31 protein-coding genes and 1 other annotated feature are annotated in these 26,661 nt (G+C 56.1%); of the genes, 20 read left to right on the forward strand and 11 right to left on the reverse strand.

Features of this window, described 5'->3' with window-relative positions; all coding sequences use genetic code 11:
- The first annotated feature begins 68 nt into the window (after window positions 1-68).
- From P398_RS0105870 to P398_RS0105880, 3 genes are all read left to right on the forward strand, one after another.
- Entirely contained in the window at window positions 69-1,772 is a 1,704-nt protein-coding gene (locus P398_RS0105870) for a methyl-accepting chemotaxis protein (protein WP_115336682.1), read from the forward strand.
- A 105-nt stretch (window positions 1,773-1,877) separates the two neighbouring features.
- Window positions 1,878-2,624 (forward strand): SDR family NAD(P)-dependent oxidoreductase, encoded by a 747-nt coding sequence (locus tag P398_RS0105875; protein WP_029334425.1) that lies wholly within the window; start codon window positions 1,878-1,880, stop codon window positions 2,622-2,624.
- 41 nt (window positions 2,625-2,665) lie between these two features.
- Complete coding sequence (locus P398_RS0105880) at window positions 2,666-2,920, forward strand: AbrB/MazE/SpoVT family DNA-binding domain-containing protein (RefSeq protein ID WP_029334426.1); 255 nt, start codon at window positions 2,666-2,668, stop codon at window positions 2,918-2,920.
- 50 nt (window positions 2,921-2,970) lie between these two features.
- On the opposite strand, the gene P398_RS0105885 is transcribed toward P398_RS0105880, so the two are convergent.
- Window positions 2,971-3,852, reverse strand: a complete 882-nt coding sequence (locus tag P398_RS0105885; RefSeq protein ID WP_029334427.1) for a tetratricopeptide repeat protein — start codon at window positions 3,850-3,852, stop codon at window positions 2,971-2,973.
- Window positions 3,853-3,978: 126 nt separating this feature from the next.
- Here P398_RS0105885 and P398_RS0105890 point away from each other — a divergent pair, with 126 nt between their 5' ends.
- Entirely contained in the window at window positions 3,979-4,203 is a 225-nt protein-coding gene (locus P398_RS0105890; protein WP_029334428.1) for a hypothetical protein, read from the forward strand.
- An 18-nt stretch (window positions 4,204-4,221) separates the two neighbouring features.
- Window positions 4,222-4,386 carry a hypothetical protein gene (locus tag P398_RS16950; RefSeq protein WP_029334429.1) on the forward strand — a complete coding sequence of 55 codons (165 nt, stop codon included), beginning with the start codon at window positions 4,222-4,224 and terminating at the stop codon, window positions 4,384-4,386.
- Window positions 4,387-4,402: 16 nt separating this feature from the next.
- Here the strand turns inward: P398_RS16950 and P398_RS16355 are convergent, their stop codons facing one another.
- Window positions 4,403-5,647, reverse strand: coding sequence for a trypsin-like peptidase domain-containing protein (locus P398_RS16355; RefSeq protein ID WP_051638877.1), 1,245 nt, complete (start codon window positions 5,645-5,647; stop codon window positions 4,403-4,405).
- 147 nt (window positions 5,648-5,794) lie between these two features.
- On the opposite strand from P398_RS16355, the gene P398_RS16565 reads away from it, so the two are divergent.
- Window positions 5,795-6,076 carry a hypothetical protein gene (locus tag P398_RS16565; RefSeq protein WP_081828287.1) on the forward strand — a complete coding sequence of 94 codons (282 nt, stop codon included), beginning with the start codon at window positions 5,795-5,797 and terminating at the stop codon, window positions 6,074-6,076.
- A 4-nt stretch (window positions 6,077-6,080) separates the two neighbouring features.
- Here P398_RS16565 and P398_RS0105910 read toward each other — a convergent pair whose 3' ends face one another.
- Window positions 6,081-6,992, reverse strand: a complete 912-nt coding sequence (locus P398_RS0105910; protein ID WP_029334431.1) for a cation diffusion facilitator family transporter — start codon at window positions 6,990-6,992, stop codon at window positions 6,081-6,083.
- A 236-nt stretch (window positions 6,993-7,228) separates the two neighbouring features.
- Here P398_RS0105910 and P398_RS0105915 point away from each other — a divergent pair, with 236 nt between their 5' ends.
- From P398_RS0105915 to P398_RS0105940, 6 genes are all read left to right on the forward strand, one after another.
- On the forward strand, window positions 7,229-7,651 hold the full coding sequence (locus P398_RS0105915) for a hypothetical protein (RefSeq protein WP_029334432.1): 423 nt from the start codon (window positions 7,229-7,231) through the stop codon (window positions 7,649-7,651).
- A gap of 93 nt (window positions 7,652-7,744) precedes the next feature.
- Complete coding sequence (locus P398_RS0105920; protein ID WP_029334433.1) at window positions 7,745-8,305, forward strand: AAA family ATPase; 561 nt, start codon at window positions 7,745-7,747, stop codon at window positions 8,303-8,305.
- Between the two features lie 137 nt (window positions 8,306-8,442).
- Window positions 8,443-8,658, forward strand: a complete 216-nt coding sequence (locus tag P398_RS0105925; protein ID WP_024370660.1) for a DUF6440 family protein — start codon at window positions 8,443-8,445, stop codon at window positions 8,656-8,658.
- 33 nt (window positions 8,659-8,691) lie between these two features.
- On the forward strand, window positions 8,692-9,396 hold the full coding sequence (locus P398_RS0105930; RefSeq protein ID WP_029334434.1) for an ABC transporter ATP-binding protein: 705 nt from the start codon (window positions 8,692-8,694) through the stop codon (window positions 9,394-9,396).
- Window positions 9,393-10,166 (forward strand): ABC transporter permease, encoded by a 774-nt coding sequence (locus P398_RS0105935; protein WP_029334435.1) that lies wholly within the window; start codon window positions 9,393-9,395, stop codon window positions 10,164-10,166. The genes P398_RS0105930 and P398_RS0105935 overlap by 4 nt, the downstream gene beginning before the upstream one ends.
- The gene (locus P398_RS0105940) at window positions 10,163-10,525 is read left to right on the forward strand and encodes a VOC family protein (protein WP_029334436.1); all 363 of its coding nucleotides are present in this window, start codon (window positions 10,163-10,165) and stop codon (window positions 10,523-10,525) included. Before P398_RS0105935 ends, P398_RS0105940 begins: the two co-directional genes overlap by 4 nt.
- Before the next feature lie 33 nt (window positions 10,526-10,558).
- Here the strand turns inward: P398_RS0105940 and P398_RS0105945 are convergent, their stop codons facing one another.
- The 4 genes from P398_RS0105945 to P398_RS0105960 are packed head-to-tail and all read right to left on the reverse strand — an operon-like array spanning window position 10,559 to window position 12,101.
- The gene (locus P398_RS0105945; protein ID WP_029334437.1) at window positions 10,559-10,900 is read right to left on the reverse strand and encodes a nuclear transport factor 2 family protein; all 342 of its coding nucleotides are present in this window, start codon (window positions 10,898-10,900) and stop codon (window positions 10,559-10,561) included.
- A 22-nt stretch (window positions 10,901-10,922) separates the two neighbouring features.
- Entirely contained in the window at window positions 10,923-11,258 is a 336-nt protein-coding gene (locus tag P398_RS0105950) for a DMT family transporter (protein ID WP_029334438.1), read from the reverse strand.
- Between the two features lie 11 nt (window positions 11,259-11,269).
- The gene (locus P398_RS0105955; RefSeq protein WP_029334439.1) at window positions 11,270-11,578 is read right to left on the reverse strand and encodes a DMT family transporter; all 309 of its coding nucleotides are present in this window, start codon (window positions 11,576-11,578) and stop codon (window positions 11,270-11,272) included.
- A 1-nt stretch (window position 11,579) separates the two neighbouring features.
- Window positions 11,580-12,101: a TetR/AcrR family transcriptional regulator gene (locus P398_RS0105960; RefSeq protein WP_029334440.1), complete on the reverse strand. Its 522-nt coding sequence runs from the start codon at window positions 12,099-12,101 to the stop codon at window positions 11,580-11,582.
- Window positions 12,102-12,435: 334 nt separating this feature from the next.
- Here P398_RS0105960 and P398_RS0105970 point away from each other — a divergent pair, with 334 nt between their 5' ends.
- Genes P398_RS0105970 through P398_RS0105990 form a run of 5 tightly spaced genes read left to right on the forward strand, consistent with a single transcriptional unit; the run spans window position 12,436 to window position 16,967 of the window.
- Window positions 12,436-13,437, forward strand: a complete 1,002-nt coding sequence (locus tag P398_RS0105970) for a siderophore ABC transporter substrate-binding protein (RefSeq protein WP_115336684.1) — start codon at window positions 12,436-12,438, stop codon at window positions 13,435-13,437.
- Between the two features lie 11 nt (window positions 13,438-13,448).
- On the forward strand, window positions 13,449-14,444 hold the full coding sequence (locus P398_RS0105975; RefSeq protein ID WP_376778073.1) for an ABC transporter permease: 996 nt from the start codon (window positions 13,449-13,451) through the stop codon (window positions 14,442-14,444).
- Window positions 14,441-15,502 carry an iron chelate uptake ABC transporter family permease subunit gene (locus tag P398_RS0105980; protein WP_029334443.1) on the forward strand — a complete coding sequence of 354 codons (1,062 nt, stop codon included), beginning with the start codon at window positions 14,441-14,443 and terminating at the stop codon, window positions 15,500-15,502. The genes P398_RS0105975 and P398_RS0105980 overlap by 4 nt, the downstream gene beginning before the upstream one ends.
- Complete coding sequence (locus P398_RS0105985) at window positions 15,499-16,251, forward strand: iron ABC transporter ATP-binding protein (RefSeq protein ID WP_029334444.1); 753 nt, start codon at window positions 15,499-15,501, stop codon at window positions 16,249-16,251. Before P398_RS0105980 ends, P398_RS0105985 begins: the two co-directional genes overlap by 4 nt.
- 20 nt (window positions 16,252-16,271) lie before the next feature.
- Window positions 16,272-16,967 carry a ferredoxin reductase domain-containing protein gene (locus P398_RS0105990; protein ID WP_029334445.1) on the forward strand — a complete coding sequence of 232 codons (696 nt, stop codon included), beginning with the start codon at window positions 16,272-16,274 and terminating at the stop codon, window positions 16,965-16,967.
- A gap of 219 nt (window positions 16,968-17,186) precedes the next feature.
- Here the strand turns inward: P398_RS0105990 and P398_RS0105995 are convergent, their stop codons facing one another.
- Window positions 17,187-17,762: an anthranilate synthase component II gene (locus P398_RS0105995; RefSeq protein ID WP_029334446.1), complete on the reverse strand. Its 576-nt coding sequence runs from the start codon at window positions 17,760-17,762 to the stop codon at window positions 17,187-17,189.
- Window positions 17,759-19,090 carry an anthranilate synthase component I gene (trpE, locus tag P398_RS0106000; protein WP_029334447.1) on the reverse strand — a complete coding sequence of 444 codons (1,332 nt, stop codon included), beginning with the start codon at window positions 19,088-19,090 and terminating at the stop codon, window positions 17,759-17,761. The genes P398_RS0105995 and trpE overlap by 4 nt, the downstream gene beginning before the upstream one ends.
- 54 nt (window positions 19,091-19,144) lie before the next feature.
- Window positions 19,145-19,376 (reverse strand) — a binding site (T-box leader).
- Window positions 19,377-19,549: 173 nt separating this feature from the next.
- Between trpE and P398_RS0106005 the strand changes: the two genes are divergently transcribed.
- Window positions 19,550-22,234: a S8 family peptidase gene (locus tag P398_RS0106005; protein ID WP_051638878.1), complete on the forward strand. Its 2,685-nt coding sequence runs from the start codon at window positions 19,550-19,552 to the stop codon at window positions 22,232-22,234.
- A 36-nt stretch (window positions 22,235-22,270) separates the two neighbouring features.
- Here the strand turns inward: P398_RS0106005 and P398_RS0106010 are convergent, their stop codons facing one another.
- Together P398_RS0106010 and P398_RS0106015 are read right to left on the reverse strand one after the other, a co-directional pair.
- Complete coding sequence (locus tag P398_RS0106010; protein WP_024370642.1) at window positions 22,271-22,963, reverse strand: DUF4956 domain-containing protein; 693 nt, start codon at window positions 22,961-22,963, stop codon at window positions 22,271-22,273.
- Complete coding sequence (locus P398_RS0106015; RefSeq protein WP_029334449.1) at window positions 22,960-23,700, reverse strand: polyphosphate polymerase domain-containing protein; 741 nt, start codon at window positions 23,698-23,700, stop codon at window positions 22,960-22,962. Before P398_RS0106015 ends, P398_RS0106010 begins: the two co-directional genes overlap by 4 nt.
- 115 nt (window positions 23,701-23,815) lie before the next feature.
- Between P398_RS0106015 and P398_RS0106020 the strand changes: the two genes are divergently transcribed.
- Window positions 23,816-26,101: a CotH kinase family protein gene (locus tag P398_RS0106020; protein ID WP_029334450.1), complete on the forward strand. Its 2,286-nt coding sequence runs from the start codon at window positions 23,816-23,818 to the stop codon at window positions 26,099-26,101.
- Window positions 26,102-26,269: 168 nt separating this feature from the next.
- Window positions 26,270-26,644, forward strand: a complete 375-nt coding sequence (locus tag P398_RS0106025) for a nuclear transport factor 2 family protein (protein WP_024370639.1) — start codon at window positions 26,270-26,272, stop codon at window positions 26,642-26,644.
- The last annotated feature ends 17 nt before the right edge of the window (window positions 26,645-26,661 follow it).

Consider the following 26,661-nt stretch of genomic DNA (forward strand, 5'->3'; position numbering starts at 1 on the left):
CCGATAACATCCATGTAGTTCCAAAAAAAGAGAAATAGAGGTGGGAGAGGGCAAGTTCCTCAACAGAGATGAAACGATTCAAAACACTGTCATTAACACAAAAGCTATTCAGCGGCATCGGGTTGATTTTACTGTTCGTCGCCATCGGGATGGGGTTCATTCTATGGACGTTACAAGATACGACGAGCCGCTACGAAGCGATGATTTCAAAAGACGTCATGAGAATGAAAGCGGCCGATGAATTATCGCTCGGTATGACACGTCAAGCGTACGGGCTCCGCGGCTACATCTTTGAACAAGACGACGCCCGCCTCGAGGCGGAACGGCGTGGTTCGGAAGATAAAGAAGCGGCGATTAAAGCGTTGCTTGCACTGTCGGAATCGGAAGAAGAGACGAAACAGTTAGAGAATCTCTTATCATACGCCAAAGGGTACGACGATTTGGCGAAGCAGTTGATTGCGGCCATCGATGCCGGCGACCAAGAGAGCATCGACCGGCTCGCGTTGCGCCTCATGCCGGACGTGACGGCTTCGATCATCGAGTCGGGTGAGACGATGCAACAAGAGTCGGAGGCAGCCATGCTCGAGAAGCAAGAGCAGTTGAAAGACCGGGGCGAAGGTGCTGTTATGTATTCAGCTATCATGGCGGTCGTCATTCTCATCTTGACGCTCGCCGCCGGGTACTTCTTGCAACGCATGGTCACCGTCCCGCTTCGTCTCCTCGCGAAAGAAGTCGATGTCGTCGCAGCGGGCGATTTGACGCGCGAAGATTTGCAGGCGTTGACGCGTGACGAGATCGGTCAACTCATGGTCGGCTTCAACGGCATGAAGACGAACCTTCGCGACTTGATCGACGAGGTGAGCCGGAACGCCCAAGAGATCACGGCCCAGTCGGAAGAACTGTACGCGAGCACAGAAGAGATGTCTTCGCAGACGGAAGAGACGACACGGATGATCGAGCGGGTCGTCGAAGAGACGGTCGCACAAGCACGGGAAGCGACCGGCAGCGCGAAAGCGGTCGCCGCGGCTGATGAAGGCGTCGACCAGATCGCCCGTTCGATCGGGACGATCAGCGATGACGTCTCGAAAAGCCTCAAGCTCGCCGAAGACGGCGGTGAGACGATCCAGCAGGCGAAACAAGAAGTGCTCGCCCTCGAGACGGAGACACGTTTGACGGGCGATTCGATCGCGACATTGAAACGGCAGTCAGAAGAGATCGCGCTCATCACCGAGGTCATCCAATCGATCACCGACCAGACGAACTTGCTCGCCTTGAACGCGGCGATCGAGGCGGCACGGGCCGGCGAACAAGGAAAAGGGTTCGCCGTCGTCGCCGAAGAGGTCCGGAAGCTCGCTGAACAGTCGAAACAGTCGGCGACAAAAATCGCCGGTTTGATCGAGTCGATCCAAGTCCAGTCGAACGCGGTGCTGACGCGTCATGAAATGAGTGCGAAACGTGTCGAAGTGAACACGAGACTGCTCGAGAAAGCGACGCAGGCGTTCGGCCAAATCGTCGAGCAGCTAGAGAAATCGGTCGAGAACACGCTCCACATCCGTGAAGCGTCAAACGAGATCGCCGTGACGACGAAACAAGTCGCGACGGCCGCACTCGGGATCGCCAGCGAGAGCGAACAGATGGCGGGCACGATGCGTGGTGTCGGTGAGACGGCCGATTCTCAGCTCGCGATGATTCAAGAGCTGAACGGTGTCGCCGAATCACTTGGCACCATGACCGGTGACCTTCAAACGTTGATCGGAAAATTCAATACGTGACAAGAGCCGTCTGCGGACGGCTTTTTGTATGTTCAAAGGATTGACGAGAACGTGTTTCGGGAAATGCCGAAAAGAACGCATTTTACGGAGAAAAGGGGAATCATCATGAAATATACGGTCATCACAGGCGCCAGTTCAGGAATCGGTTATGAGGCGGCGAAACAGCTCGCGAAAAAAGGGAAGTCGCTTGTCCTCGTGGCGCGTCGCACCGACGAACTCGAGAAGTTGCGTCAAGAGATCAAGTCGATCTCACCGGACAGCGACGTCATCTTGAAGACGAACGATTTATCGTATAGCGAGAACGTGTACGCCTTGTACGAGTCGCTCGCTGACCTCGACATCGAGACGTGGATCAATAACGCCGGGTTCGGCGATTCGAACCTCGTGAAAGACGCCGAAGTCGGGAAGATGGAGAACATGATTCGTCTGAACGTCGAGGCGCTCACGGTGCTATCGAACTTGTACGTCCGTGACTATCATGACGTCGAAGGCGCGACGCTCGTGAACGTCGCGTCCGTCGTCGGGTATCACATCGCCAAAAAAGGCGTCACGTACAGTGCGACGAAGTTCTTCGTCAGCGCCTATACGGAAGGGATCGCGCGTGAGCTCATGAACAACGGGGACAAATTGCGGGCGAAAGTGCTCGCGCCGGCGGCGACGGAGACCGGGTTCGCGAGCCGGGCCCGTGAAGAGGCAGACTTCGACTATAGCCAAAACGTCGAGAAGTATCACACGGCCGAGGAGATGGCGACGTTCTTAATGCAACTGCTCGAGAGCGACGAAGTCGTCGGGATCGTCAATCATGGAGATTATTCGTTCGAGCTGCGCGGACCGATTCATCCGTTTATGTAAGGATGGTAAAAGAGCAAATAAAGTACGAAGGAGATGACACGATGAGAAATTCAAACCGAGAAGAACGAAAGTTGATTCAATTCGGTAACGACGTTTATGTTCTCCTATCGTCTGAAGAGCTCAAACGTTTCAATCTCGATTCAACTGATCATGTGATGGTTTCTACTTCGGATGAAGGGATTTTGATTCAACCACTATCCCATCAAAATTTAGACGATTCATCGAAATTTGAAGATGAGATTGATCGGATTATGAATGAGCATGATGAGACATTTAAAGGACTGGTCGATCGCTGATCGAAAAAAGCTCGAACTCCATGCTAGACAGAGTTCGAGCTTTTTGACGCTCAACGCATCGACGAATCCGCATACCCACCCGTCACCCGGTGCGTGAGACGGTGGTACCAATAGCGAAGGCGAAGACGATAGACATAGAACTTAGACGTGTTCGGCAAGATGACGTTGTCGACATAGTCGGCGAACATGGCGCGGAACATCTGGTCCTCGCTGTCGTCATACGTCGCGCTCCACATGCCGTGCTCTTCGACTTCGAGCAACATGTGAATCGTCTCGTCATCGAGCGTGTCTTGATCGGGCTTGCCTTTGACGAGCATGTCGACCCGGTGGCTGCAAATCGAAGCGTAGAGCGAATGGGCGTGCGGGTTGCGCGGGTTCGCGTTCAAATAGCCGATGGCGGCTTTTAAGAGCTCATCGTTCATCTCGAGCGGAATCTCGTCATACACTTGGAAGAAATCGAGTAGCATCGGCACCGTCTCTTCATTGAACCCGGTGAGTCGGACGTAATGCATCAAATGGAGCCCGGCCTCCCCGTAGAACTTGCGGTGGAAGTAATGGATGGCGATGGCCCGCTGCGTCATCGGGACGTTCGGAAACCGTTCGATGGCGCGAAGGTAATGCTGTTCGGCCTCGAACGTGAAGCCGGCGTCGTCGCTGAGCGCGCCGAGCAGGCAATGAATGAGGTAATGGTCGCCGAGCGCACTCGCCGCGTCGAGCTGTTGTTTCGCCTGGTCGAACTCGCCTTCGCGAATGAGCGGATAGGCGCGCATCGCCGGGAAGAACGGATCGTCCGGGAACCGGGTCTCGCCGCGCGTGACGAGCGTCTCGATCGCCTCGGCGTTATATGTCTCCGTTAATTCTTCAAGCAACATCATCTCGAGGAACGTCCGTTGAAATTCTGGGGTGTGTAAGTCGATGGTGTGTTTCGTCATCTGGGTCCCTCCGTACGTTTAGGATTGTTGCTTTATTATACAAGTGAATCGGCATCACGAGTAGAGTTTTTTCAAAAAATGGGAAAAGAAAAAGTGTACACATCCGACACGAAGGAGGGAGTCAAGATGGCCACGTTCACAGGCTATATCGTCGACATCGGGGAAGCGAAGATTCGCGTCGCCCCATCGCCGGAAGCCGAGCCGTTTGACGGAATCGTGTTTCATTTGGAAGAGGAGCTCGAGCATGAGCCGCCGCTCGTCGTCGGCCAATACGTCCGGGTCGAGCACGATGAGAAGATGACGCGTTCCTTGCCGCCTCAGGCGACGGCGCATCGGATCGATGTGCTATGATGGGGTTGAGGTGAGGGTATGGGAAAGGGAAATATCATTTGGCTTGGCGCGGTCATCGGCTTTAGCGCCTTGCTCGTCTGGTTGTTGCAGGACGTCATGCCGTTTTGGATGTTGTCGATCATTCTGCTGTTGCTCGGTGGGCTGCTCGGCAACTTGCAACGAAAATTCAACAAAGACACGTGAAAAAGCACGTCTTCCGTCATTCGGAAGGCGTGCTTTCTTCGTCGACAGGCTCATCGGACGATGCCGCTGGGTCTTCTTTCGATTCTTCTGATTTCGGCTTGTCTTCTTTTACCGGTGGTTCGGTTTTCGGTTTATCGGTTGGCTTGTTGTCCTGCTTTTTCACCGGCTTCTCGGTGTCGGCCGCCGGTTTTTCCGGCTCGACCGGTTCGGCCGGTTCCGTCACCGGCGTTTCCGGTTCAGGCGGCGGTTCGGTCACTGGCGGCTCAGGTTCGGTCACCGGTTCCTCAGGTGGCGCCGGTTCAGCTGGTGCCTCCTCTTCAGGCGGCGGGGTCGCTTCTACGGGCTCCTCGACAGCTGGTGCCGGTTCGGCTGGTTCAGCCGGTGCTTCGGGCTCAGCTGGTGTCTCGGGTGCTGGCGTCGTTTCTTCCGCCGGCGCAGGAGCTGGAGCTGGAGCCGGTGCTTCCGTCACAGGGGCCTCTTTCGGTAGCGGAGAGATCGGTGCGACCGGTGCGAGTTCGGCCGTCGGTGGTGCCGGCGTGTCCGATTCGAGGAACGACTGGACGTCTTGTTCGAACAAAATGACCGGTAACGTCAGCTCGCGCAAATGGATGGCGAGCACACGCCCGTTCTCGGTGAGGAGCGGACTGCCGATCGCGTAACGCGGCAAATCGAAGTTTCGCTCATAGCCCGTCTCACTGAACGTGACCGTGCCGTTGATGCGGTCTTTCGACGTCATCGTCAGGAGTGACTCATCGCTTGCGGCGATTGCTTGAGTGAACGAGAACGGCGTCAAATCAACTTGTTCGATACGGATGACGGCGATGGCGTCGTTTCGCCCGACGACCGTCCCGGCGATCTCGTTTCCGTCCCGTTCGAGGATGATATCCGTCAAACCGGCCACGTTCGAAGCGGCCGTCAAGACGTCTTGTGGACTGATTAAGAAACCGGTGCCGTTGCTGACGGTGAAGAGGCTGTCTTGCAAGGCGTCGAGGTCGGCGGGAGTCGCCGCATCCGCCGAGACGGTGTCGTCGGTCACATTCAAGCGGACTTTGTCGGCAAGGGAGTCGGCCGAGCGCGAACTGTCCTTGAAATAAGCGTTCGTCACGACGGCGATAAACGCGATGAGGGCGATGGCAAATGGGACGACGAACCAGCGATAGCGACGTGAGCGGTGGCCACACGTCGGACAAGCAGTCGTTCGCGAGCGGGTTTTCGTTCCGCATTTCGGGCAAGTCACGAGGATGACACCTTCTTTCTCCAAAACATAAGATGTATGCCTATTCCTTAATTGTTCGGGGGATAAACAATAATTGACCAGGTTTAGAAGTCGAAATCGGGAATTGAACGATGAGCGCTTTTTTGAGATGACTAAGGGGACTTAAAATCGATGAATTCGAGGTGACTTCCCATGATTGTGAGATGTAGCCATTGCGGGCATGGACAGTTCGTCAAAGACCATAAGTTTGATCGTCACTACCGCGCAGAATATGAAACGGCGATTCTCGTATTTTGTGACCGTAGATGTTGCGACTCGTCACAAGTACCAATCCCAAGAGGCTACATTAAATTAGGCATGTGGCTTGGTGGATGGTCACTCGTCCGATTGATGACGACAGAAGAGTATAAAGCCATGAAACGGACAAAGCGGATACTAGAAGCCGGTCTTGCGCAAATGGACACCGAGGATTAAGGGTTTACTCCGCCCAACGATTGTCATGGGTGAACGAGACGGTCAGCCATTTCTCATACGGTAAGAAGGCGAGCGCGTCGAACAGCTGTTGCCGAATCTTGTCCTGGTCGGCGATCGTGTCGTACGGGTAGTCGCGCGGGACGACGAGGTCGATTTCAAGGAACAAGACGTTGCCGGACTTTGTCGTGCGAACGTACGTCTTGTCGACGTCGAATTGATGGGCGACTTGGAGTACGGTCAACCGAATTTGGTTGCTGTAGGGCGTGCCCGTGTCCATGTCAATCAGTTCTTTGATGGCCGTCCACATCTCGATGAGCGGGGTGCGGACGAGCCAAAGGGCGCTCAAGATGAGCATGACCGGGTCGATGTAAGGGGCGACGGCCTCGAACGAGAGCCAGACGAGCACTTGGGCGATGAGATATCCGATGAGGCCGCTGACGGTGAGTAGCGTATCGAGCCGCCATTGTACGACTTCCGCCGTGACGAGCCCGGAGCTCGCCTTCATCTTGAAGCTGTTCAAATAGCGATAGATGCTATACGAGATGCCGGCGCTGATGGCAAGGTAGACGAGGGCACCGCCAAGGACGAGGTCGTTCCCGCCAGCGCGGATATCGTCGATGGCCCCGAGGACGGCGTTGACGATGACGAATAAGAGCACCCCGTACTGGAACAAGATGATGAACGGTTCAATCGTGCTCTTGCCGAACGGGAAGCGTTTATCGGCCGTCAGCATGAACATACCGGCCCGAAGCGAGATCCAGCTCATGATGACGCTCAAGAATGAATACACACCGTCAAACAAGATGAACGACGAGGACAGCCAGAGGCCGACGAGAATGCCGGCGATGGCGAAGAAGAGCGAGGCAAAAACGGAGACGCGTAAGACGAAGCGCTCGAGTTTTGGATCTTTTGGCATAAAGATGTCTCCTTATAACGAAAACTGAATATGATGGTACCTCTTTTCCCGTTCGCTACACATTTTAGTCTGGTCACTCTCTAGCTGCCAAAGAAGGAGAAAATGATTGTTTAGATAATGTTGTTAGAGCGGTGACCCGTGCTGAATGTGATAGAACTGTAAGTTGAAAACTTGAACAAAAGGAGCAAAATTCATTGAAAGACAAGCGACACGTTATGATAGGAAGCTTAGTTATCATGGCAATCTTACTACTCCTCCCACTCCAACAAATGCTTGCGATGGATGAGCCGGAATACTTGATCTTCGAAGGACAAAGTGACTCATGGAAGGTCGTCATCGAGGTGCGGCAATCAAAAAGAAACCTTAATCGATACGTTGTCAGTGAACGACATGAACTGAATTATAGCGGTGAGCCGATAGAAGGCGAGGTCCGAGACTACCCGGTGGAATGGCGGATACAAAGTGTCCTGTCTTCAAAAAAATCATCCAGTATGGTCAGTCATTTTTCGGAGTTCCTTGGCACTGCGGAAGGCGGTACGACGATGGAGACGAATGCTAGCAGTAAAGTGGCAGACGTTGATGATGTATTCCAAGTCGATATCGTTTGGAATGAGGGGATGAATGAACAAGTCACTTTGACATGCGTTGCTTGGGAGTGAATTGCGACCCAGTTAATTGGAAAAATTGGTTACGCATCATGAAACAAATCCTGTATACTCAAACAAACACATAGAGGTTTAGGGGGGATTAGGATGAAGTTTGTGATTTTGTTCGGCCCGCAAGCCGTCGGTAAGATGACGGTCGGGCAGGAGTTGGCGAAAGAGACCGGGTTAAAGCTATTCCATAACCATATGACGATTGACCTCGTCAGCCCGTTCTTCAGTTACGGGACGAGAGAGGGACGCCGAATCGTCGAACTGTTTCGGGAAGAACTGTTCGAATCGGTCGCGAAAAGCGACTTACCCGGCATGATCTTCACGTTCGTCTGGGCGTTCGACATGGAAGAGGACTGGGCGTACGTCCGTCATGTGACGACGATTTTCGAGTCGCGCGGGGCTGAGATTTATTACGTGGAACTCGAGGCGGACATCGAGGAACGGCTCATCCGCAACACGACCGAGAATCGGCTCACGCATAAGCCGACGAAACGGGACATCGCCTGGTCGGAAGGGGAATTGAAGCAGACGGCGACGATGTACCGCTTGAACTCGCGGCACGGGGAGCTCGACGTCGACAACTATTTACGAATCGACAACACGCATCTCGACGCGACGACCGTCGCGGCACGCATCAAACAACATTTCCAGCTATGACGAAAGCGAGTCCCAGGGAAGGGGCTCGCTTGTGTTATGTCCACCAGTCGGGAAGGTGCGTGTACAATTGGCCATTACGCTTTCATTGCAACGCGCACGTATGTTGCGTAAAGTTGAAAGTAGAAAGGCGGGATACGATGTTATTCAAAAAGAAAGCAGACGTAGAAGGAACGAAACGATTCGCTGTGAAGCTGACGGAACAGTTGCCGGAACTCGGACAAGTGACGATCCTCGTCGACACCACGACCGGCGTCAACTACATCCAGACGTGGGTCGGTACGAGCGGGGGTATCACGCCACTTCTTGACGCGAACGGGGACGTCGTCATCGACAATGTGTCGCCTTATCAGTGACGATGAATCGGATTGAGAAAGGATTGGAGTCGTATGCACATCATCGAGTTTAACGGGGTCAGTCACGGGGACATCTTACATAACGTGACGGGCTATTTTAGAGAAGGACGGATTACGACGTTCGTCGGTCCGAGTGGTGCCGGGAAGACGACGTGTTTGAAGCATATCAACGGCTTGCTGTCACCGGACGGGGGCGATATTTATTTCAAAGGCGAGAACATTCGCGACATTGATATCATCGCCCTGCGCAAACGGATCGGGATGGCGTTCCAGAGCGCGCCGATGATTGACGGGACGGTGTATGACAATCTGAACTTGCCGAAATCAATCTTCGGGGAGACGCTCGACCGGGACAAGGCGGCCTCGCTGTTACGAGATGTCGACTTGAACGAGCAGATGCTCGACAAGCCCGTCAAAAGGCTGTCGGGCGGGGAACGGAGCCGCGTCGCCATCGCCCGGACGCTCGTCAACAAGCCGGACGTGTTGCTTTTAGATGAGATCACGGCGAGCCTCGACTATCGGACGGTGAAAGAGATTGAACGGCTCATCGTCCGCCTGCAGCGCGAATATGGGGTCACCGTCATTTGGATCACCCATGACTTGGATCAAGCGCGTCGTGTCAGTGACGACATGTGGTTTTTACGGAACGGCGAATTGATCGAGTTCGGGGACGCCTCGTTCATCGATGAGTCGGACAATCCGATGATCGGGCGGTTCGTGAGGGGGGAAGAGCTATGACGTTCGTTGAATTGATGACGTCACTCATTTTTGTGGCGATTCCGCTCGGACTGGCGCTTTATCTCAAGCTCGGACTCGAACGTGACATCTTCATCGCGACGGTGCGTTCCATCATCCAACTGTTGGTGATTGGCTACATCTTAACGTTCGTCTTCGAGAGCGCCAACCCGGTATTCATGCTGCTCATGATTCTTCTCATGATCGGGGCGGCGACGCAGAATATCATCAAAAAAGGGGACGGCATCCCGGGCATCACGTGGATGATCGTCCTCACGCTCGTCACGGTCGAGGCGTTGACGATGGGGCTCATGCTCGGGTTCGGGATCATCCCGTTCGAGCCGGACAAAGTCATCCCGATCAGCGGCATGGTCATCGGCAACTGTATGGTGTTGTCGCTCCTGTTCTTGAACAAGTTCAAAGACGAGGTCGAGCGGAGCGACGAGGTGATCGAGCTCGTCTTGTCGATGGGCGGGGCGCCGAAGACGGCGATCGACCGGAGCTTGAAGAACGCCATCCGCACGAGCATGATCCCGACGGTCGAGGCGCAAAAGACGATGGGGCTCGTCCAACTGCCGGGCATGATGAGCGGGCTCATCATCGGCGGGGCCGACCCGATGGAGGCGGTGCTCTATCAACTCCTCATCTTGTTCCTCATCTTGACGACGGCGACGATTTCGGCCGTCATGGTCGGCTATCTCGCTTATCCGCGTCTGTTCAATGAGAAGCTTCAGTTCGTCGGCTTGACGTACGAGAAAGGGGACACGACATGATTACAGGCATCCATCACGTTCAAATCACGATCCCGACCGGGGAAGAAGCACGGGCCCGTGCCTTCTATTGCGATTTGCTCGGTTTAGAAGAGATTGAAAAGCCTGAGTCGCTACGAGGACGCGGCGGATTTTGGCTTCAAGTTGGAGACCAAAGCGTCCACGTCGGTGCAGAGGACGGTGTCGACCGGTCCCGAACGAAAGCACACGTCGCCTATGCTGTTACGGATTTGGAGGCATGGGGACGACGGTTGGAAGCGGAAGGGATTGACCGCATCACGGGCATCCCGATTCCGGGTTTTGAACGGTTCGAGTTCCGTGACCCGTTCGGCAACCGTGTCGAGATGATTCAAAAGATATGACAAAGGAGCACCCATCGCGGGTGCTCCTTTGTTTTATGAAATTGGTGTTCCTTGATGAAACTTCATTTTCCACGTTCCGTCAATCCGTACCCAAATCGAGCTGCGAAGCGCAACGTTTCCGATCGCACGGTTCTCGGTCCGATACGTGGCGAGGACGACGTCGTCGCGGATGACTTCGAGGTTGAAGTCGGTGAGCGAGACGTCGATGTCGCCGAGGTCCATCGTGTTCGTGTCCTCTTCTTTGTAGAGGAGGCGTCCGGAGCTGCCGATCTCAAAGAAATCTTCCGTCAACAGCTCTCGTAACCGCTCCGGTGACGAACGGACTTCTGACGTCAACAATAACCGTTCCTTCTCTTCGATCAATGGTGCGAGCATCGTGTCACTCCTTTCTGGACGGTCAACCGTGTACCGTATTCGTTTTCCCGAAATTCATGACGATGACACCGAGCACGATGACGATGAGTCCGATACTGTTCAAAGTCGACAACACCTCGCCGTAGATGAACACGCCGATCAGCCCCGTCGCGACCGTGCCGAGGCCGGCCCAAACGCTGTAGGCGATGCTGAGCGGGATCGTCTTCAAGACGATGCCCATGAGCGTGAACGAGACGGCGAAACTCGCGAGCAGAATCATGCTCGGAACGAGTTGTGTGAACCCGTCCGACAGCTTCAACATCGAGGTCCCGAGCACCTCGAACGCGATCGAGAACAGTAACAATATATATCCTTTCATCCATGTCCCTCCTATACTTTCATCAACACGAGCCCGACGATGACGAGCCCGATGCCGGCGACGGTCTGTTTGCGGATTTGCTCGTTGAAGACGAGGAAGCCGATGAGTGCCGTCGCAGCCGTGCCGACCCCGCTCCAAAACGCGTAGGCGAAGCTGAGCGGGATGGACAGGAGGGCGAGCGACAATAGATAAAACGCCGTCACATAGCCGAGCGCGACCCCAAGAATCGGGAGACGGTTCGATGACGTCGCGTTGAGCTTGAGCATGCTCGAGCCGAACACTTCAGAGATGATCGCTCCGGCGAGATAGAGGAAGCCCATCTTAGCCACCTGCCTGTTCGAGCGTGTCACACTTCTGACGGAGGAGGCGGGCGGCCTCGTCTTTGAAGGCGTCGCTATAGCCGTACGTCAACGCGAACCAGAAGCCGTCGCACAACAGCCGGAGTTCGAGCACGCGCGGGTCGGCCCCGTCGGCGAGAAAGCGTTCATCCCATCGGCGCGCCGCCTCATTCCAGAGCTCACCGCTCGCGTCTTCTTGTGACGAGATGAAAACGGCGCTCAGACCGATTCGTGCCGCGTCCATGTAGTCGAGTGTCGCCTGAGCGTAAGCTCGTGTGAACGGGTACGGTCCGTCCGTCATATGATGATGGATCCGTGTCTCGAACTCGGTGATGGCGAGCTCGTTCATTTGGCGTAATAAGTTGTCTTTCGTCTCGAAGTGGTAGAGCACACCGGCTTTCGTGATGCCGACACGTGCGGCGAGCCGCTCGAGCGATAACTGTTGGATGCCGTCCTCCCGAATCATATAGGCGGCCGTCTCAAGGAGTAATTGTTTTTTGTTCATCGTGTTCACCTCATTTACTTTACTAAACGGTCAGTAAAGTAAATGTATCAATTTCCGTACAAAGTGTCGAGAAAAGGAGGTCTTATTTTCATTAGCTGGGATGTGAATATTATTTTGTCGTTATAAGGAAAGAAAAATATTTCCAGTCCCTTTTTGACAATTTGGCATTGCACATCCTTTTTTTGTTTGATATGCTTCTCAATGAAAACGACAATGATAATCATTATCAATTAAAAACTAGTCCATGCAAGATCCATACATAGAACAGAGGACGTGGACGCGTTCGAGTTGAGACGATTGTCATTCAATACAGATACATAAGGAGATGGACGGAATGGGGAAATTTAAAGTGTCACTCATGTTGACATTACTCATCTTCGTGCTTGCCGCATGCGGCGGGACGACAGAGACAAAAGAAACAGGAGAAGTGGAAGGTGCCGAGGCACCGAAAACGGTTGAAATCACCGATGCGCACGGCACGATTGAAGTACCGGTCAACCCGAAGAAGGTCGTCGCCCTCGACAACCGTACGTTCGAGACGCTCGCGGCGTGGGACATCGAACTCGCGGCGGCACCGATCGGCTTGTTGCCGGCCGAGTCACCATACGCGAAAGATAGCGATATCGCTGACGTCGGCATGCACTTTGAGCCGAACTTAGAGGCGATTGCCGGAGTCGACCCGGACGTCGTCATCGTCGGGCAACGCTTCGCCGATTACTACGAAGACATCAAAAAACTCGTACCGAACGCGGCCGTGATCGACTTGTACATCGACATCCCGGAAGATGCGGGCACACCGGGTGAGATTCTCGTCAAAGGATTGACGGACACGACGCTCACGCTCGGGAAAATCTTTGATAAGAACGAAGAGGCGGCACAGCTCGTTGTGGACCTCGACAACTCAATCGACGGTGTGAAATCAGCTTACAACGGTGAAGACACGATCATGTCGGTCATCGTCTCAGGCGGAGACATCGGCTTCTCGGCACCAATTTCGGGCCGCGTCTACGGCCCGATGTATGACATCTTCGGCTGGACACCGGCGTTAGAAGTCGAGAAGACGACTGGCGACCACCAAGGGGATGAAGTATCGGTCGAAGCGATCGCTGAAAGCAACCCGGACTGGCTCTTCGTCCTTGACCGCGACGCACCTCTCGCTGGAGCGGAAGGTGCCGTACCGGCAGCGGACGTCATCGACAACGCTCCGGCGCTTCAAAAGACGACAGCCGTCAAAGAAAAGAACATCGTCTACGCACCGAACGACACATACTTGAACGAGTCGATTCAAACGTACTCTGAAATGTTCAACGACATCGCACAAGCGCTCAAGAAGTAAGGAGTGCTATCGTGCAAACACCACTAACTCGGGCTGAGACATTGTCTCAGCCCTCCTTTTCTACCATATGGACGAAGTCGTTCATCTTCGCGACGCTCGTCGTGCTGATGCTTGCGGTCTTATCGCTCGTTACGGGCGTGTATGACATTCGCGCCGACTTCGATATGTTTTGGATCACGCGTGTCCCGCGGACGGTCGCCCTCATGTTGACGGGGGCGGCGATGGCGATGTCGGGGCTCGTCATGCAGCTCATCACCCAAAACCGGCTCGTCGAACCGACGACGACCGGGACGCTCGAATGGGCCGGGCTCGGGCTCTTGACCGTGTACTTGCTCGTCCCGGCACCGACGCTCATGATGCGGATGACGGGTGCGATCGTGTTCTCGTTCGTCGGTACGATGGTGTTCTTTTGGTTTTTGCGTTCGGTCAAACTCCGGTCGTCGTTGATCGTCCCGATCATCGGGCTCATGCTCGGTGCCGTCATCTCGGCCGTCTCCACGTTCCTCGGCCTGTTCTTCCGGATGAGCCAGACGCTCGAAGGCTGGTTCGTCGGTTCGTTCGCCTCGGTCCAGGTCGGACGCTATGAGTATTTATGGCTCATCCTCATCTCGACGGTGCTCATCTTTTTGCTCGCGAACCGGTTGACGCTCGCGGGACTCGGAGAAGACGTCGCGACGAGCCTCGGCGTGAACTACAACCAGCTTATGATGATCGCGACGGGGCTCATCGCCCTCTCGGTCGGTGTCGTGGCGACGGTCATCGGCAACTTGCCGTTCCTCGGCTTGATCGTCCCGAACCTCGTCTCGATGTTTCGCGGAGACGACCTCCGCAGCAACTTGCCGTGGGTATGTGTCGTCGGCATGGGGGCGATTCTCGTCAGTGACTTGATCTCCCGGACGATCATCGCACCGTTCGAACTGCCGGTCTCACTCATTCTCGGGACGGTCGGTGCGTTCGTCTTCATCGGGATTTTACTTAGACAGCGGAAGCGGGGAGGGGTTCGATGAGTACGGTCATCGAGAAAGAAGTGTACGAAGTGGACGTCCATCCGCTTCAAGGAAACGAGCGGAGCGCGTCGGCGTTCCGTTCGAGGCGGGAGGAGCGGCGTTACTGGCTCTTCCTCGCCGCCTTCATCATCGGTGGGGTGTTGTGCGCGCTCGGTCTGTTGCTTTACAACAACCCGGTCCCGATCGACTCGCCCTCGTTTTGGCCGGTCGTCGAACGGCGCGTCGTCGCCGTCACGACGATGGCGATCGCGGCGCTCTGTCAGAGCCTGGCGACCGTCGCCTTCCATTCGGTGACGAACAACCGGATCATCACGCCGTCGCTCCTCGGGTATGACGCGCTCTATTCGACGATTCAGACGAGCATGATCTTCTTCTTCGGGGCCGGCGCCTTGGTCGGTTTTACCGGGACCGGTGCGTTCTTGACGCAGGTCGGGCTGATGGTGCTCATGAGTCTTCTGTTGTACGGCTGGTTGTTATCGGGGAAATACGCCAACCTGCAGCTCATGCTTCTCGTCGGGATCATCATCGGGACCGGACTCAACTCGGTGTCGACGTTCATGCGCCGCATGCTCGCCCCGTCCGACTTTGACATCTTGCAGGCGCGGCTGTTCGGTTCGGTGACGAACGCGGACGCGGCCTACTTTCCGATCGTCATTCCGATCGTGCTTGTCGTCGGGGTGTTATTTTACGCGTTCTCGAACCGACTCAATCTCGTCTCGCTCGGGAAAGACGTGGCGACGTCGTTCGGGGTGAACCATCGCGGGAGCGTCATCTATACGCTCATTCTCATCTCGCTCCTCATGTCGGTGTCGACGGCGTTGATTGGACCGCTCACGTTCTTCGGTTTCTTGGTCGCGACGCTCAGCTATCAGGTCGCCTCGACGTATGACCATAAATACGTCTTCCCGATGGCGTTCGCGCTCGGCTTCTTCGTTTTGACGAGCGCCTATTTCTTCATGTATCACATCTTCAACACGCCAAGCGTCGTCTCCGTCATCATCGAGCTGTTCGGCGGCATCATTTTCTTGGCAGTCATTCTTAAGCGGAGGTCCTTATGATACAACTCGAACAAGTGAAAAAATCGTATACGGATGACGTCCATATCGGGCCGATCGACCTCGATATCCCGAAAGCCGGCTTCACGTCGCTCATCGGTCCGAACGGGGCCGGGAAGTCGACGACGCTCATGATGATCGGCCGTCTGCTCCATTTAGACGCGGGTCAGATTCAAGTCGCCGGGATGAACGTGTCGAGCACGAAGTCGAAAGACTTAGCGAAAATCATCACGATTCTCCGGCAAGAGAACCATTTTGTGACGCGCTTGACCGTGCGCCAACTCGCCGGCTTCGGCCGTTTCCCGTACTCGAAGGGACGACTGACGAAAGAAGACGAGGCGATCATCTCGAAATATATCGACTTCCTCGATTTGACGCATCTCGAGCACCGCTACCTCGACGAGCTGTCAGGCGGTCAGCGCCAACGGGCGTACGTCGCGATGGTGCTCTGTCAGGAGACGGAATACGTCCTCCTCGACGAGCCGCTCAACAATTTAGACATCGCCCGCTCGGTACAGATGATGGAATACTTACGCCACGTCGCCGACGAGTTCGGGCGGACGATCGTCACCGTGCTCCACGATATCAACTTCGCGGCGAAATACTCGGACCGCATCTGTGCGATGAAAGACGGGCAGATCGCCGCGTTCGGGACGGTCGATGAGATTATGAACGGGGACATCCTGTCCGACATCTTTGAGACGAAGCTCGAGGTCATCCAAGGCCCGTACGGACCGATCGCGGTCTACTAATATAGAAGGAAGTGACGACGATGCAGATTTATTGGACACCGATTTTAGATGTCGTAGAAGAAGCGGCCGATACATATACGTTCCGACTCGAACGCCCGGACGGCTTCACGTGGGAGGAAGGGGCGCACACGCATTTCGCGCTCGAAGGGTTCAACAAAGAGGATCGACCGAACCGGAGTTTGATTCGCCACATGTCGATCTCGACGTTACCGCGAGAAGGCGTGATTGGCATCACGACACGGATCAAAGAAGAATGTTCCGAGTTCAAGTCGATTCTCCGGAAAATGGCGCTCGGTGAGAACGTCGCCATCTTCAAGACGCATTCGAACGTGCCGTTAAAACGTGTTGGGAAGAACGTCTACTTGTTGTCGGCCGGTGTCGGGCTCGCGACGTTCCGTCCGCTCGTCCTCGACTATTTGGCGGACGGGGAAGGGGTCCCGCACCTTCATTCGTTGAACGTCGACTCGTCGGCGAACTATCTATTCAAAGACGTCTTTACGTCGACGGATACGTTCACGGCTGATTTCGTCGACAGCCGCGTTCGTTACCACGAGGCGGCCAAGACGCTCGCACAGGACTTGGACGGGCTGTATTACGTCGTCGGCAGCGATGACTTCTTGCGCGAGACGATCGCAACACTGCGGGAGCAGGGCATCGCGCGCGAACAGATCGTACTCGATAAGCATGACTTTCAGTTGGATGCGTTTTTAGTGTGATGGAATAAAGATTCTTTTCCTGTGTTTGATTTCATGATGCAGCAGATAAACATAGTCATTTTCTTGCTGTTTGACTATGTTTAACAAACCTCTAACTAGTTTATATCTAAGTTTTGAGCGCTAAACATATTCATTTACATGTCGGATGACTATGTTTAGCCATATATGACTTACATTTAAATGCAGTCTACGTAATGCACAATCATAGAGGCTCTAAACTCAGACCGGGGACACGTGCCCCGGTCTTTTCACGCATTCTTTAACGAACCGCTCGAATAAATCCCGTCCCTCGGGCGTTCCAATCGACTCGGGGTGGAACTGGACGCCGTACGTCGGATGTTCAGGATGCTCGAGTGCCATGATGACACCGTCTTCCGTGCGAGCGGTGACAGGAAGTTCCGTCGCTTGAACGACGAGTGAGTGATAGCGCATGACATCGAGCGGCTCGCCATCGAATAAGACGGACGGGGTCGTCAAAATGCGTGACGTCTTCCCATGCATGACTTCATGTGCACGTCCGACCGTCCCGCCGAACGCCTCGGCGATGACTTGATGGCCGAGACAGATACCGAGTATGGGAATCACGCCGGACAGCTCCCGGACGACATCGAGCGAGATACCAGCGTCACGCGGGCCGCCGGGGCCAGGGGAGATGATGATCCCGGATGGATTGAGGTCCCGAATCGCCTCGACCGAGAGTTCGTCGTTCCGGACGACGGTGACGTCACTGAACCGGGCGACGTCCTGATAGACGTTGTATGTGAACGAGTCGTAGTTGTCGATGAGTAAAATCATGCGAACACCTCCAGAAGGGATTTGGCCTTATGCAGCGTCTCTTCATATTCCGACACCGGGTCTGAGTCATAGACGATCCCGGCGCCGGCTTGCACATGGGCCGTGTCACCTTGCACGATCATCGTCCGGATGGCGAGCGCGAAGTCGAAGCCGCCCCGCACGTTGAGATACCCGACCGCCCCGGCGTACACTTCCCGTTTCACCGTCTCGAGCTCGTCGATGAGCTGCATCGCCCGAATTTTTGGTGCCCCGGAGACGGTTCCGGCCGGAAGACAGGCGCGCAGGGCGTCAATCGGATTCAAGTCGTCGCGCAGTTCGCCTTCGACTTCGGAGACGAGGTGCATGACGTTTTTGAAACGCTCGAGCTCGATCTGTTTCGGGATTGTCACCGTGCCGACTTTGGCGACGCGGCTGATGTCGTTTCGCCCGAGGTCTAGGAGCATCCGGTGCTCGGCGAGTTCTTTCTCATCGGCGAGGAGTGACTCGCCATGTCGGACGTCTTCTTCGACCGTCTTGCCGCGCGGGCGTGTGCCGGCGATTGGGTTCGTCGTCACCCGGCTCCCGCTCACTTGGACGAGGCTTTCTGGGGAGGCGCCGAGGACGATCGCTTCGCCGAGGTCGATATAGAATAAGTACGGACTTGGGTTCTGTTTCCGGAGTGTCCGGTAAAAGTGGAACGGGTCGCCGGTGAACGTCGCGTCGATTCGTTGCGATAAGACGAGCTGGAACACCTCGCCTGCGAGAATCGCCTCCTTCGCCTTCAAGACGCGTTCGATGAATTCGTCTTTCTCGGTCAAGATGCGCTCGCTCGTCCGGACGACCGGTTCGAGCGTATGTGTCTGTGCCGTCTCGAGTTGGTGTTGAATCATGTCGAGCCGTTCCGTCGCGTCCGACTCGCCGGTATCAATCAAGATGACCTGTTCCTCGAGGTGATCATACAAGACGACCGTCTCATAGCGCTGGAACAACGCGTCAGGCAAGCCGCGCGTCTCGCTCGGCGTGTTCGGGATCGGTTCGTAGACGCGTTGCATGTCGTAGCCGATATAGCCGATGGCGCCGCCGATGAACGGGTACGGGGCGTCCGGGACGTCACGGGTGATGAGCGTGGACAAGTGGACGAGCGGATCGGCCGTCTCAATCGTTCCGTTCGCGTCCGAAACACTCGTCCCGTCGACACGAATCGTCTCGACCGGATTCGCTGCGACAATCGAGTAGCGGCCGTGCTTGCCTTCGGCGCGGCTTTCGAGCAATACTTTCCGTTCACCTGCTAGACGGTGGAAGATGGCCACCGGTGTCAGTTCGTCGCCATTGATGATTCGTTGTTCCATAAGATTGACCTCCTTAAAATAAAAAATCTCCTCGCCCGACATGCCCAAACGGACATGAAGGACGAGGAGATTCCCCGTGTTGCCACCTTCGTTGAGAGACACCACGTCTCCCCACTCATCGCGAACAATCATTCGCTGTCCTCGGTAACGGGAGGACCCGTCAGAGCCTACATATCGGTCTGAACGCTCAAAAGCCCATTCACGCAAGACACGTCACCGGTTCGCATCGACCACCGGCTTTCTGAAGACGTCCCTTCGCGCTACTCTTCTTTCTCATCGCGAGTTCGTATGATGTTATCGTCACTTTACCGGGCGCGGGACGACTTGTCAATACGCTGGTGTTCAAAATTCCGAAATCAAGATGAAATCTTTTCGTAACACAATTGAAACATTTTCTGTCATATCCCGTATACTATATCCAAGGTGATTCACCTAATACTTGGAAAAGAGGGAAACAAGATGAAACGAATGGTGCAACGGACCGTTGCGACATTGCTCGCGGTCCTACTCGTCGTCTCGCTCGTCCCGCCACGCATCCACGCCGATGCCGGGGCCGGCATGAAGCAGGCGGCACGGCTTGAGGCCGGGAAGGCTGTCACGTTCACGACGGGCGTCGAACCGGTCAATACATACTGGTTCAAGCTAGAACGGAACGGTCCGAGTGACATGACGCATATGCAAATCGTCATGGAAGCGACGAAGCTCGCTCACATCTCGGTCTATCCGAGTGCGGACATGGGCGCGAAGGACGAGACGTTCTATCCGTATCGGGCGAGCGCCTCGAAAGAGGACGGGAAAGCGACAATCAACCTCCCATACGCTTGGGAAGGACCGTACTATGTGAAAGTCGAGTATATGCCGATGGAGATGCCGGACATGTACCCGCCGGAAGAGAGCTTCTCGCTTGAAGAAGGGGAAGAATCAGAAGAACCGCCGAGCGAGCCGGACTTGTCCGAGTTCGCCTCGGAGATCGAGCTCGTCTACAACCCGGTCAAACTGCCGGTGAAGTATGAGCAACAAGGCGGCGACATGTGCGCCGTCGAAACGATCTTCATGTCAGCGAACGATAAAAAGACGATGCTCGAGTTGATTCGCCACGTCCAGACCGGTGTCCTCAACCAGTCGGAACAAGGGCGTGAACTCGCGGCACTTTACTACCGCGCCTCGCCGTATATCGTTAAGGCGGTCACGTTCGACAAGGCGAAACGTCAAGCGGCTTATCAAGACCTCATGACGTTGAAACCGCTCTTGACGGCGCTCGTCGACCGGAAACAGCATACGGTCTCAGCAAAAGAAGCGACGGCGATCAACCGGATGCACGCCCTCGTCAACCAGAGCGTACCGGAAGGGTTGAAGGCGGACATCGCCTCGGTCGCCGGACTCGCTGGAATGGACGAACTCGCCGGGACGCCGATCACGGACGTGTTCGACCGCATCGGCATCACGGTGAACGTCTCGGACGCGCCGCGCTATATCGTCAAATATAAGACGTCACCGAGCCAGTCGATCGGCAAGATGAACGCGTTGCGTGACGTCTCGGCCGAGCGTCTGTCAATCGGGGCATCGGGCGACCACTTCGCCCTCGTCGACGTCGAGGCGGCGTCAGCGAAGACGCAAGCGTCCGCCCAGACGATGCTCGAAAGCGACCCGAACGTCGAGTATATCGAGCCAATCGAGAAATACTCCGCGTTCATGGCCGACCCGACGTACAGCTATCAATGGTCGGTCAACAGCCGTTCCATCTTGAAGCCGTTCGCGGATGCGGGCATCGGGCTCGATAAGTACGAGGCGCTCAAACTGAACGCCCGTAGCGTGAAAGTCGCCGTGCTCGATACCGGGGTCGATCACCGACTCCTCGACTTGAAAGGGAAAGTCGATGTGAAGAACGGGAAGAACTTCGTCGACCCGAACGGGGAAGGCGATGCGATCGATGACCACGGTCACGGCACACACGTCGCCGGCGTCATCGCCGCCGCGCAGAACAACGGCACGTCGATGCGCGGCATGATGCCGAACGTCTCGATCTTGCCGGTGAAAGTACTCGATTCATGGGGTTACGGGGAGACGGACCAAATCGCACTCGGCATCAAGTACGCCGTCGATGCCGGGGCGAAAGTCATCAACATGAGCCTCGGTGGTTCAGAGAGCCGGACGATCGGTTACATGCTGAAGTATGCCCATGACCGCGGCGTCATCATCGTCGCCGCGACAGGGAACGACGGCCAGTCGCTCGTGTCGTACCCGGCCTCGTCGAAATATACGATCTCGGTCGGCGCGACGAACACGTTCGGTCTCGTCAGCGACTATTCGAACTTCGGCATCAACGTCGACGTCGTCGCACCAGGATCGAAAGTCGCGAGTCTCGTGCCGGACGGCAACGTCGTCTATATGGACGGGACGAGCATGGCGACGCCGCACGTCGCCGCGGCCGTGGCGCTTCTCGTGTCACAGCACCCGCGGATGACGGTCGAAGGCGTCCGCTCGATCCTTCGCCGCTCGGCCGAACCGCTCGCCTTCACAGGGGGCGACGCGCCGAGAGACCCGCGCATGTATGACGGGATGCAGCAAGTGTTAGACGAGTTGAAGACACCGCTCCTCCCGTATTACGACGTCGTCAGCGGATACGGGAAAGTGAACGTCTATCGCGCCGAGTCGATGCTTCAAATCGCGCCAAAGCCAGGCCGCGTGTTCGACAACGCGCCGGTGTTCACGGTCGCGGCGAAACCGGGCACGGTCGTCAACGTCTATAACGGGACGAAGCGCATCGGTTGGGGGACGGCACGGAACGGCAGCGTGACGATGTCGCTCACGCCGCAAAAGCCGGGCACGGTGCTCCGCGTGACGTATACGAACGGTTCGCTCTTCACCGGGGAGCGCGTCACGGTCGCGAAAGGGCTCCGTCCGAACGCACCGAGCGTCACAGCTCCGCGTGCGAACGCGAAACAAGTGACCGGGAAAGCCCAAGCCGGCATGACGGTCGTCGTCCGTGACGCACAGAACCGCGTCATCGGCAAGTCGAAAGTGACGCTCGCTGGCACGTACACGGCGAAAACGCGCGCCTTGAAAAAAGGCGAGCGCTTATCGGTCCATGTGGAAGACGTGACGAAAAAAGTGAGCAAGATCACGACGGTCATCGTCAAATAAAAAAATCGGTCCTCTCGCGAGGGCCGATTTTTCATGTTAGAAGATTTCCGTGTTCAAATAGTTGACGGACACTTTCAAGTTGCCGTTCATCTTACGGAGCTCATCGATGATCTGTTTGTCTTTGACGCCGTCCTTGTTTTGGACGATATAGACGAGCTGGATCATCGTGCCGAGGTTCGTCGTCTCGACCGAGCGGAGCGCGTAATACTTGTAGTGCTCCGAGAGCACCCCGTCAAACGCTGTCTCGTCATGCAAGTTTTCCGGCACCGTGATCGACAGCCGTTTCTTGTCCGAGCCTCCGCGACCGAAGTCGAACGTGTACAACAGGAGGATGATGACCGACAGCGACACGGTGAACAGGATGGCGAGTATGTAGAAGCCAAGGCCGCACGAGATGCCGGCCGCCATGCCGAAGAAGATGAAGGCGATGTCTTTCGGGTCGCTCATCGCGCTCCGGAAGCGGATGATCGAGAACGCCCCGACGAGACCGAAGGCGACGGCGACGTTGTTGCCGATGACGATCATGATGACCGACACGGTGACGCCCATGATGATGATCGTCTGGACGAACGACTGAGAGTAACGGGCGCCGGTATGGGTCCGTTTATACAAATAGGCGATGCAAAGCGTCAAGATGAAACTGAGGAAGATGGCCGCGGCCGCCTCGAGCACGGTAAGGCGCGAGGTGACGTCGGCGAGCTGGCGTACTTCGTTGAAGAAATCGGTCATGACAAAATCCTACCTTCGCTTGAGTTTTCGTGTTCCAACAATTCGACGCTCGTACAGAACTTCGAGACGCTCTGTTTGTTGCATTCGAGGTCCGACAAGATGCGGGCGAGCCAGAACGGGACGACCTCGGACACTTTCACTTCGAGGACGACGAGGCCGGGGTCGATGAAATGGTGCCCTTCCGGCCCGTGTTCGATTCGCAAGTCATCGTTTCGGCACATGAGGTTGTAGTCGAACGTGACGCGGAGGTCCTTCTCGAACGTCCCGGAGAACGCTTGGCGGTCGTAGCTGACGACCGTGTTCGGTTTTAGGTCGTATAAGTGCTGGAAGTGGAGCGCTTCTTTCAAAATCTGCGGGTTCGACGCCTCGACCGTCTCGAGCGGTTTGTTCGGGTCGCGCAGGATGTCGTACGCCTGATGGAGCGGGAGGATCGTCCGGCGCTTGTTGACGACGTTCTTGAACTTCTGTTTCACTTCGATGAACGAGGCGCTGCCGAGGTCGGCCTGATCGTATACGCGCAGGCGCAGCTTCTGGCGGAATGGGAGCTTGTTGCGCGTCTCGTAATAGATCGACTTGTCGTTTGAGTCGAAGTAGAGGCTGACGATATTATATTTCCCTTCAGGGTTGCCATACGTGTCGTAATGCATGTACGGCATGATGAGCTCACGGAGCTCAAGGTACTTCGCAAATGGGATTAAATACTTGATCTCGTATCGCTTGAATATCTCTTGGGCCACGGTGTCTCTCCTTTATCGGGATTGTTAAATATTTGTTAAGGTGTGTTAGAATTCAAGTATACTGTTACAGCACACGAATCGCAAACGTATATCGACGTCGGGAGGCTCGTATTATATGAAGGTACTAAAAGTCGGATTGTTGGCCGCCGTGCTCGCCGGGACGTGGGGCGGCATGTACTACATCGCCGAAGAGAACGCGACGGCCGGGGCGGCGTTCGAGGCCGCGCTCGCCGAAGAGCTGAACATCCCGGTCGGCTCGTTCAACCAGAACAAGGTCCGGGGCGTCACCGCGCTCGACTTGTCCGGCTATCAGTTGACCGACTTGACCGGGCTCGAACATTTCCAGTCGCTCGAGACGCTCAACCTGTCCGGCAACCGTTTGACCGACGTGTCGGCGCTCGCCAACTTACCTCATTTGAAAGTGGTCGACTTGAGCTTCAACCGTCTGACGGACGTGCCGGATCTCCCGGACACGCTCGAGACGCTCGATTTAGAAGGGAACGACGTGAGCGACATCTCGTTCTTGCCGGCGTCTGAGACGCTCACGACGCTCAACTTGCGTGACAACGACGTCACGTCACTCGAGGCGCTCGAACGGACCCCGAACGTGACGCATCTGAACGTCCGCGGCAACGCCATCGAATCGATCGAGCCGCTCCAAGGCCTGACGGGACTCGTCAACGTCAATCTGCGGGACAACCGCATCGCCGACTTCTCGCCGCTCGAGAATCTCGACATCTCGGAACGGCTGTACGTGACGGGGAACGCGACGCACGACTATTCGAGTCTCGACGGGATCGCCGAGGGCGTCACCGACCGCGACTTCGAGATGTTGCCGGACCGGCCCTCGTTCACGGTCGACAGCGGCATCATCGCACCTGGGACATCGCTCTCGTTCGAGGCGGCAGACGGGGCCGAGATTTTCTATACGACAGACGGCAGCGACCCGACACCCGAGTCGACCCGTTATATGGGCCCGATCACGCTCGACACGTCGCTCACCGCGAACAACCCGGTACTCTCGAACAACCGGATGGCGACGAACCGGACCCCGCCGACGTTCGAACGGGGAGCGGCCGAACGAGCCCTCGTCGTCCGGGCGATCAGCGTGAAGGATGGCGCGACGAGCGCGCTCGCGACGCGGACGTATTTACTCGACTCGGACTTGTTCACGTCGAACCTTCCCGTCGTCTCGCTCACGACCGACGCCGCCAACTTGTTCGATGAGCGGATCGGGATCTATACGCCAGGCGACGTCCCGGACGGCCCGCTCGAGATCGGGCGCGGCAACTTCTTCGAGACGGGGCGGGAATGGGAGCGGCCGGCCCACCTCGATTACTTTGAAGGCGGCGAGCACGTCTTCGGACAAGACATCGGCATCCGCATCCATGGCGGTTTCTCGCGCGGTCTCGCGCAGAAGAGCCTTCGCCTTTACGCGCGGAGCGAGTACGGGCAGAGCCGCTTCTACCACCCGTTCTTCCCCGGGAACGACGAGACCGAGTTCAACCGTCTGCTCCTCCGGAACGCCGGCAATGATTGGCAAGGGGCGATGCTGCGTGACGCGTTCATGCAGGAACTTCTCAGTGAGCGTCCGCTCGACTTCCAAGACTATCAGCCGACAATCGTCCTCGTAAACGGGGAGTATTGGGGGCTGCATAATTTGCGGGAACTGTATTCACCGGATTATTTCGAGATCAAATACGACATCGACGAGACCGAGCTCGCCATCCTCGAGGCGGACCAAGACATGCCGGACGGTTTCGTCATCGAAACGGGACGAGACGCCGATCTCATCCATTACCGGGAGATGGTCCGCTTCGCCGAGACGAACGACTTGAACGCGCCTGACGTGTTCGACGAGCTCGAGCGCCGGATGGACGTCGACAATTTCCTCGAGTACGCGGCGTACCAGGCGTTTTACGGCAACCTCGACAGCATGTTCAACAACTATGTCGTCTGGCGCAAGGCGACGGAACTGACGGACGATGACGCCTATGGCCACGATGGACGTTGGCGCTGGGTCGTCTTCGACCTCGACCAAGGCTTCGCCGGGCGTTTGCCGCTCGAGGAGAGCATCAACTACGACATGTTCGCCTTCTTGACGGGACCCGGACCGGAGCACACGTTGTTCCGTTCGCTCATGGCGAGCACGGAAGGACGGGAGCGTTTCGTTGAGATCTTCGACGAGCTGCTCGCCGGGCCGTTCACACCGGAGGCGATGACGTCGAAACTGGACGAGGTCGCGAGTGCGGTCGTGCCGGAGATGCCGCGGCAAATCGCGCGCTGGGGGAACATCCCGTCCGTCGACGCGTGGGAGGCCGAACTCGCCGAGATGCGCCAGTTCGCCGAGCGGCGTCCGGCCGTCATCCGGCAACAACTAGCCCGTTTCGGGACCGAATGACGAGAGGCCGGTGGTGACACCGGTCTCTTGACGTGTGAGGAGGCGTAGAGACGGGTATAAATCGAAAAATGATTCCTCATTCATGTTTGGTAAAAACTAGGTGTGACAAGCCCGGATGAAGCAGGGCGGATTGTATGGTATGATGAACGCTGAAAGGAAGGTACATCTATGGAAACATTGAATATGAAACAACTTTCTGACGACCGGGCCACGTTCCAGACGGGCGGGGACCTCGAGGCGATGCGCGGCATCATGCACGATTCGTTCCGCTACGTCGATTCGAGCGGCCGTCAGTTCGATAAAGAGACGTTTTTAGACCAGTTCGTCGACCCGGCGTCGGTCCAGTGGATCGCCCAAGAGACGGTCACGTTCGACGAGACGGTGAAAGGCGACCTCGCCATCGTCCAACTGTTGTTAGAAGAGCGGTTCATCCTTGGGACGAACGCGTATGAAGGACGCTTTTGGGCGCTCCACCTGTATGTGAAAGAAGGCGAATCGTGGCTCTGGCAAGGCGGTCAGGCGACGATGATTCACGAAGTATGAGCCTGAGGCATCTCCCA

It is taken from the genome of Exiguobacterium aurantiacum DSM 6208, assembly GCF_000702585.1.
Taxonomy (GTDB): domain Bacteria; phylum Bacillota; class Bacilli; order Exiguobacteriales; family Exiguobacteriaceae; genus Exiguobacterium; species Exiguobacterium aurantiacum.

What these genes read in the sequence shown, in the direction of transcription:
- P398_RS0105870 (WP_115336682.1), top strand. Translation starts at nt 69, where the DNA reads ATGAAACGATTCAAAACACTGTCATTAACACAAAAGCTATTCAGCGGC.
- P398_RS0105875 (WP_029334425.1), top strand. Translation starts at nt 1,878, where the DNA reads ATGAAATATACGGTCATCACAGGCGCCAGTTCAGGAATCGGTTATGAG.
- P398_RS0105880 (WP_029334426.1), top strand. Translation starts at nt 2,666, where the DNA reads ATGAGAAATTCAAACCGAGAAGAACGAAAGTTGATTCAATTCGGTAAC.
- P398_RS0105885 (WP_029334427.1), bottom strand. Translation starts at nt 3,852, where the DNA reads ATGACGAAACACACCATCGACTTACACACCCCAGAATTTCAACGGACG.
- P398_RS0105890 (WP_029334428.1), top strand. Translation starts at nt 3,979, where the DNA reads ATGGCCACGTTCACAGGCTATATCGTCGACATCGGGGAAGCGAAGATT.
- P398_RS16950 (WP_029334429.1), top strand. Translation starts at nt 4,222, where the DNA reads ATGGGAAAGGGAAATATCATTTGGCTTGGCGCGGTCATCGGCTTTAGC.
- P398_RS16565 (WP_081828287.1), top strand. Translation starts at nt 5,795, where the DNA reads ATGATTGTGAGATGTAGCCATTGCGGGCATGGACAGTTCGTCAAAGAC.
- P398_RS0105910 (WP_029334431.1), bottom strand. Translation starts at nt 6,992, where the DNA reads ATGCCAAAAGATCCAAAACTCGAGCGCTTCGTCTTACGCGTCTCCGTT.
- P398_RS0105915 (WP_029334432.1), top strand. Translation starts at nt 7,229, where the DNA reads ATGGCAATCTTACTACTCCTCCCACTCCAACAAATGCTTGCGATGGAT.
- P398_RS0105920 (WP_029334433.1), top strand. Translation starts at nt 7,745, where the DNA reads ATGAAGTTTGTGATTTTGTTCGGCCCGCAAGCCGTCGGTAAGATGACG.
- P398_RS0105925 (WP_024370660.1), top strand. Translation starts at nt 8,443, where the DNA reads ATGTTATTCAAAAAGAAAGCAGACGTAGAAGGAACGAAACGATTCGCT.
- P398_RS0105930 (WP_029334434.1), top strand. Translation starts at nt 8,692, where the DNA reads ATGCACATCATCGAGTTTAACGGGGTCAGTCACGGGGACATCTTACAT.
- P398_RS0105935 (WP_029334435.1), top strand. Translation starts at nt 9,393, where the DNA reads ATGACGTTCGTTGAATTGATGACGTCACTCATTTTTGTGGCGATTCCG.
- P398_RS0105940 (WP_029334436.1), top strand. Translation starts at nt 10,163, where the DNA reads ATGATTACAGGCATCCATCACGTTCAAATCACGATCCCGACCGGGGAA.
- P398_RS0105945 (WP_029334437.1), bottom strand. Translation starts at nt 10,900, where the DNA reads ATGCTCGCACCATTGATCGAAGAGAAGGAACGGTTATTGTTGACGTCA.
- P398_RS0105950 (WP_029334438.1), bottom strand. Translation starts at nt 11,258, where the DNA reads ATGAAAGGATATATATTGTTACTGTTCTCGATCGCGTTCGAGGTGCTC.
- P398_RS0105955 (WP_029334439.1), bottom strand. Translation starts at nt 11,578, where the DNA reads ATGGGCTTCCTCTATCTCGCCGGAGCGATCATCTCTGAAGTGTTCGGC.
- P398_RS0105960 (WP_029334440.1), bottom strand. Translation starts at nt 12,101, where the DNA reads ATGAACAAAAAACAATTACTCCTTGAGACGGCCGCCTATATGATTCGG.
- P398_RS0105970 (WP_115336684.1), top strand. Translation starts at nt 12,436, where the DNA reads ATGGGGAAATTTAAAGTGTCACTCATGTTGACATTACTCATCTTCGTG.
- P398_RS0105980 (WP_029334443.1), top strand. Translation starts at nt 14,441, where the DNA reads ATGAGTACGGTCATCGAGAAAGAAGTGTACGAAGTGGACGTCCATCCG.
- P398_RS0105985 (WP_029334444.1), top strand. Translation starts at nt 15,499, where the DNA reads ATGATACAACTCGAACAAGTGAAAAAATCGTATACGGATGACGTCCAT.
- P398_RS0105990 (WP_029334445.1), top strand. Translation starts at nt 16,272, where the DNA reads ATGCAGATTTATTGGACACCGATTTTAGATGTCGTAGAAGAAGCGGCC.
- P398_RS0105995 (WP_029334446.1), bottom strand. Translation starts at nt 17,762, where the DNA reads ATGATTTTACTCATCGACAACTACGACTCGTTCACATACAACGTCTAT.
- trpE (WP_029334447.1), bottom strand. Translation starts at nt 19,090, where the DNA reads ATGGAACAACGAATCATCAATGGCGACGAACTGACACCGGTGGCCATC.
- P398_RS0106005 (WP_051638878.1), top strand. Translation starts at nt 19,550, where the DNA reads ATGAAACGAATGGTGCAACGGACCGTTGCGACATTGCTCGCGGTCCTA.
- P398_RS0106010 (WP_024370642.1), bottom strand. Translation starts at nt 22,963, where the DNA reads ATGACCGATTTCTTCAACGAAGTACGCCAGCTCGCCGACGTCACCTCG.
- P398_RS0106020 (WP_029334450.1), top strand. Translation starts at nt 23,816, where the DNA reads ATGAAGGTACTAAAAGTCGGATTGTTGGCCGCCGTGCTCGCCGGGACG.
- P398_RS0106025 (WP_024370639.1), top strand. Translation starts at nt 26,270, where the DNA reads ATGGAAACATTGAATATGAAACAACTTTCTGACGACCGGGCCACGTTC.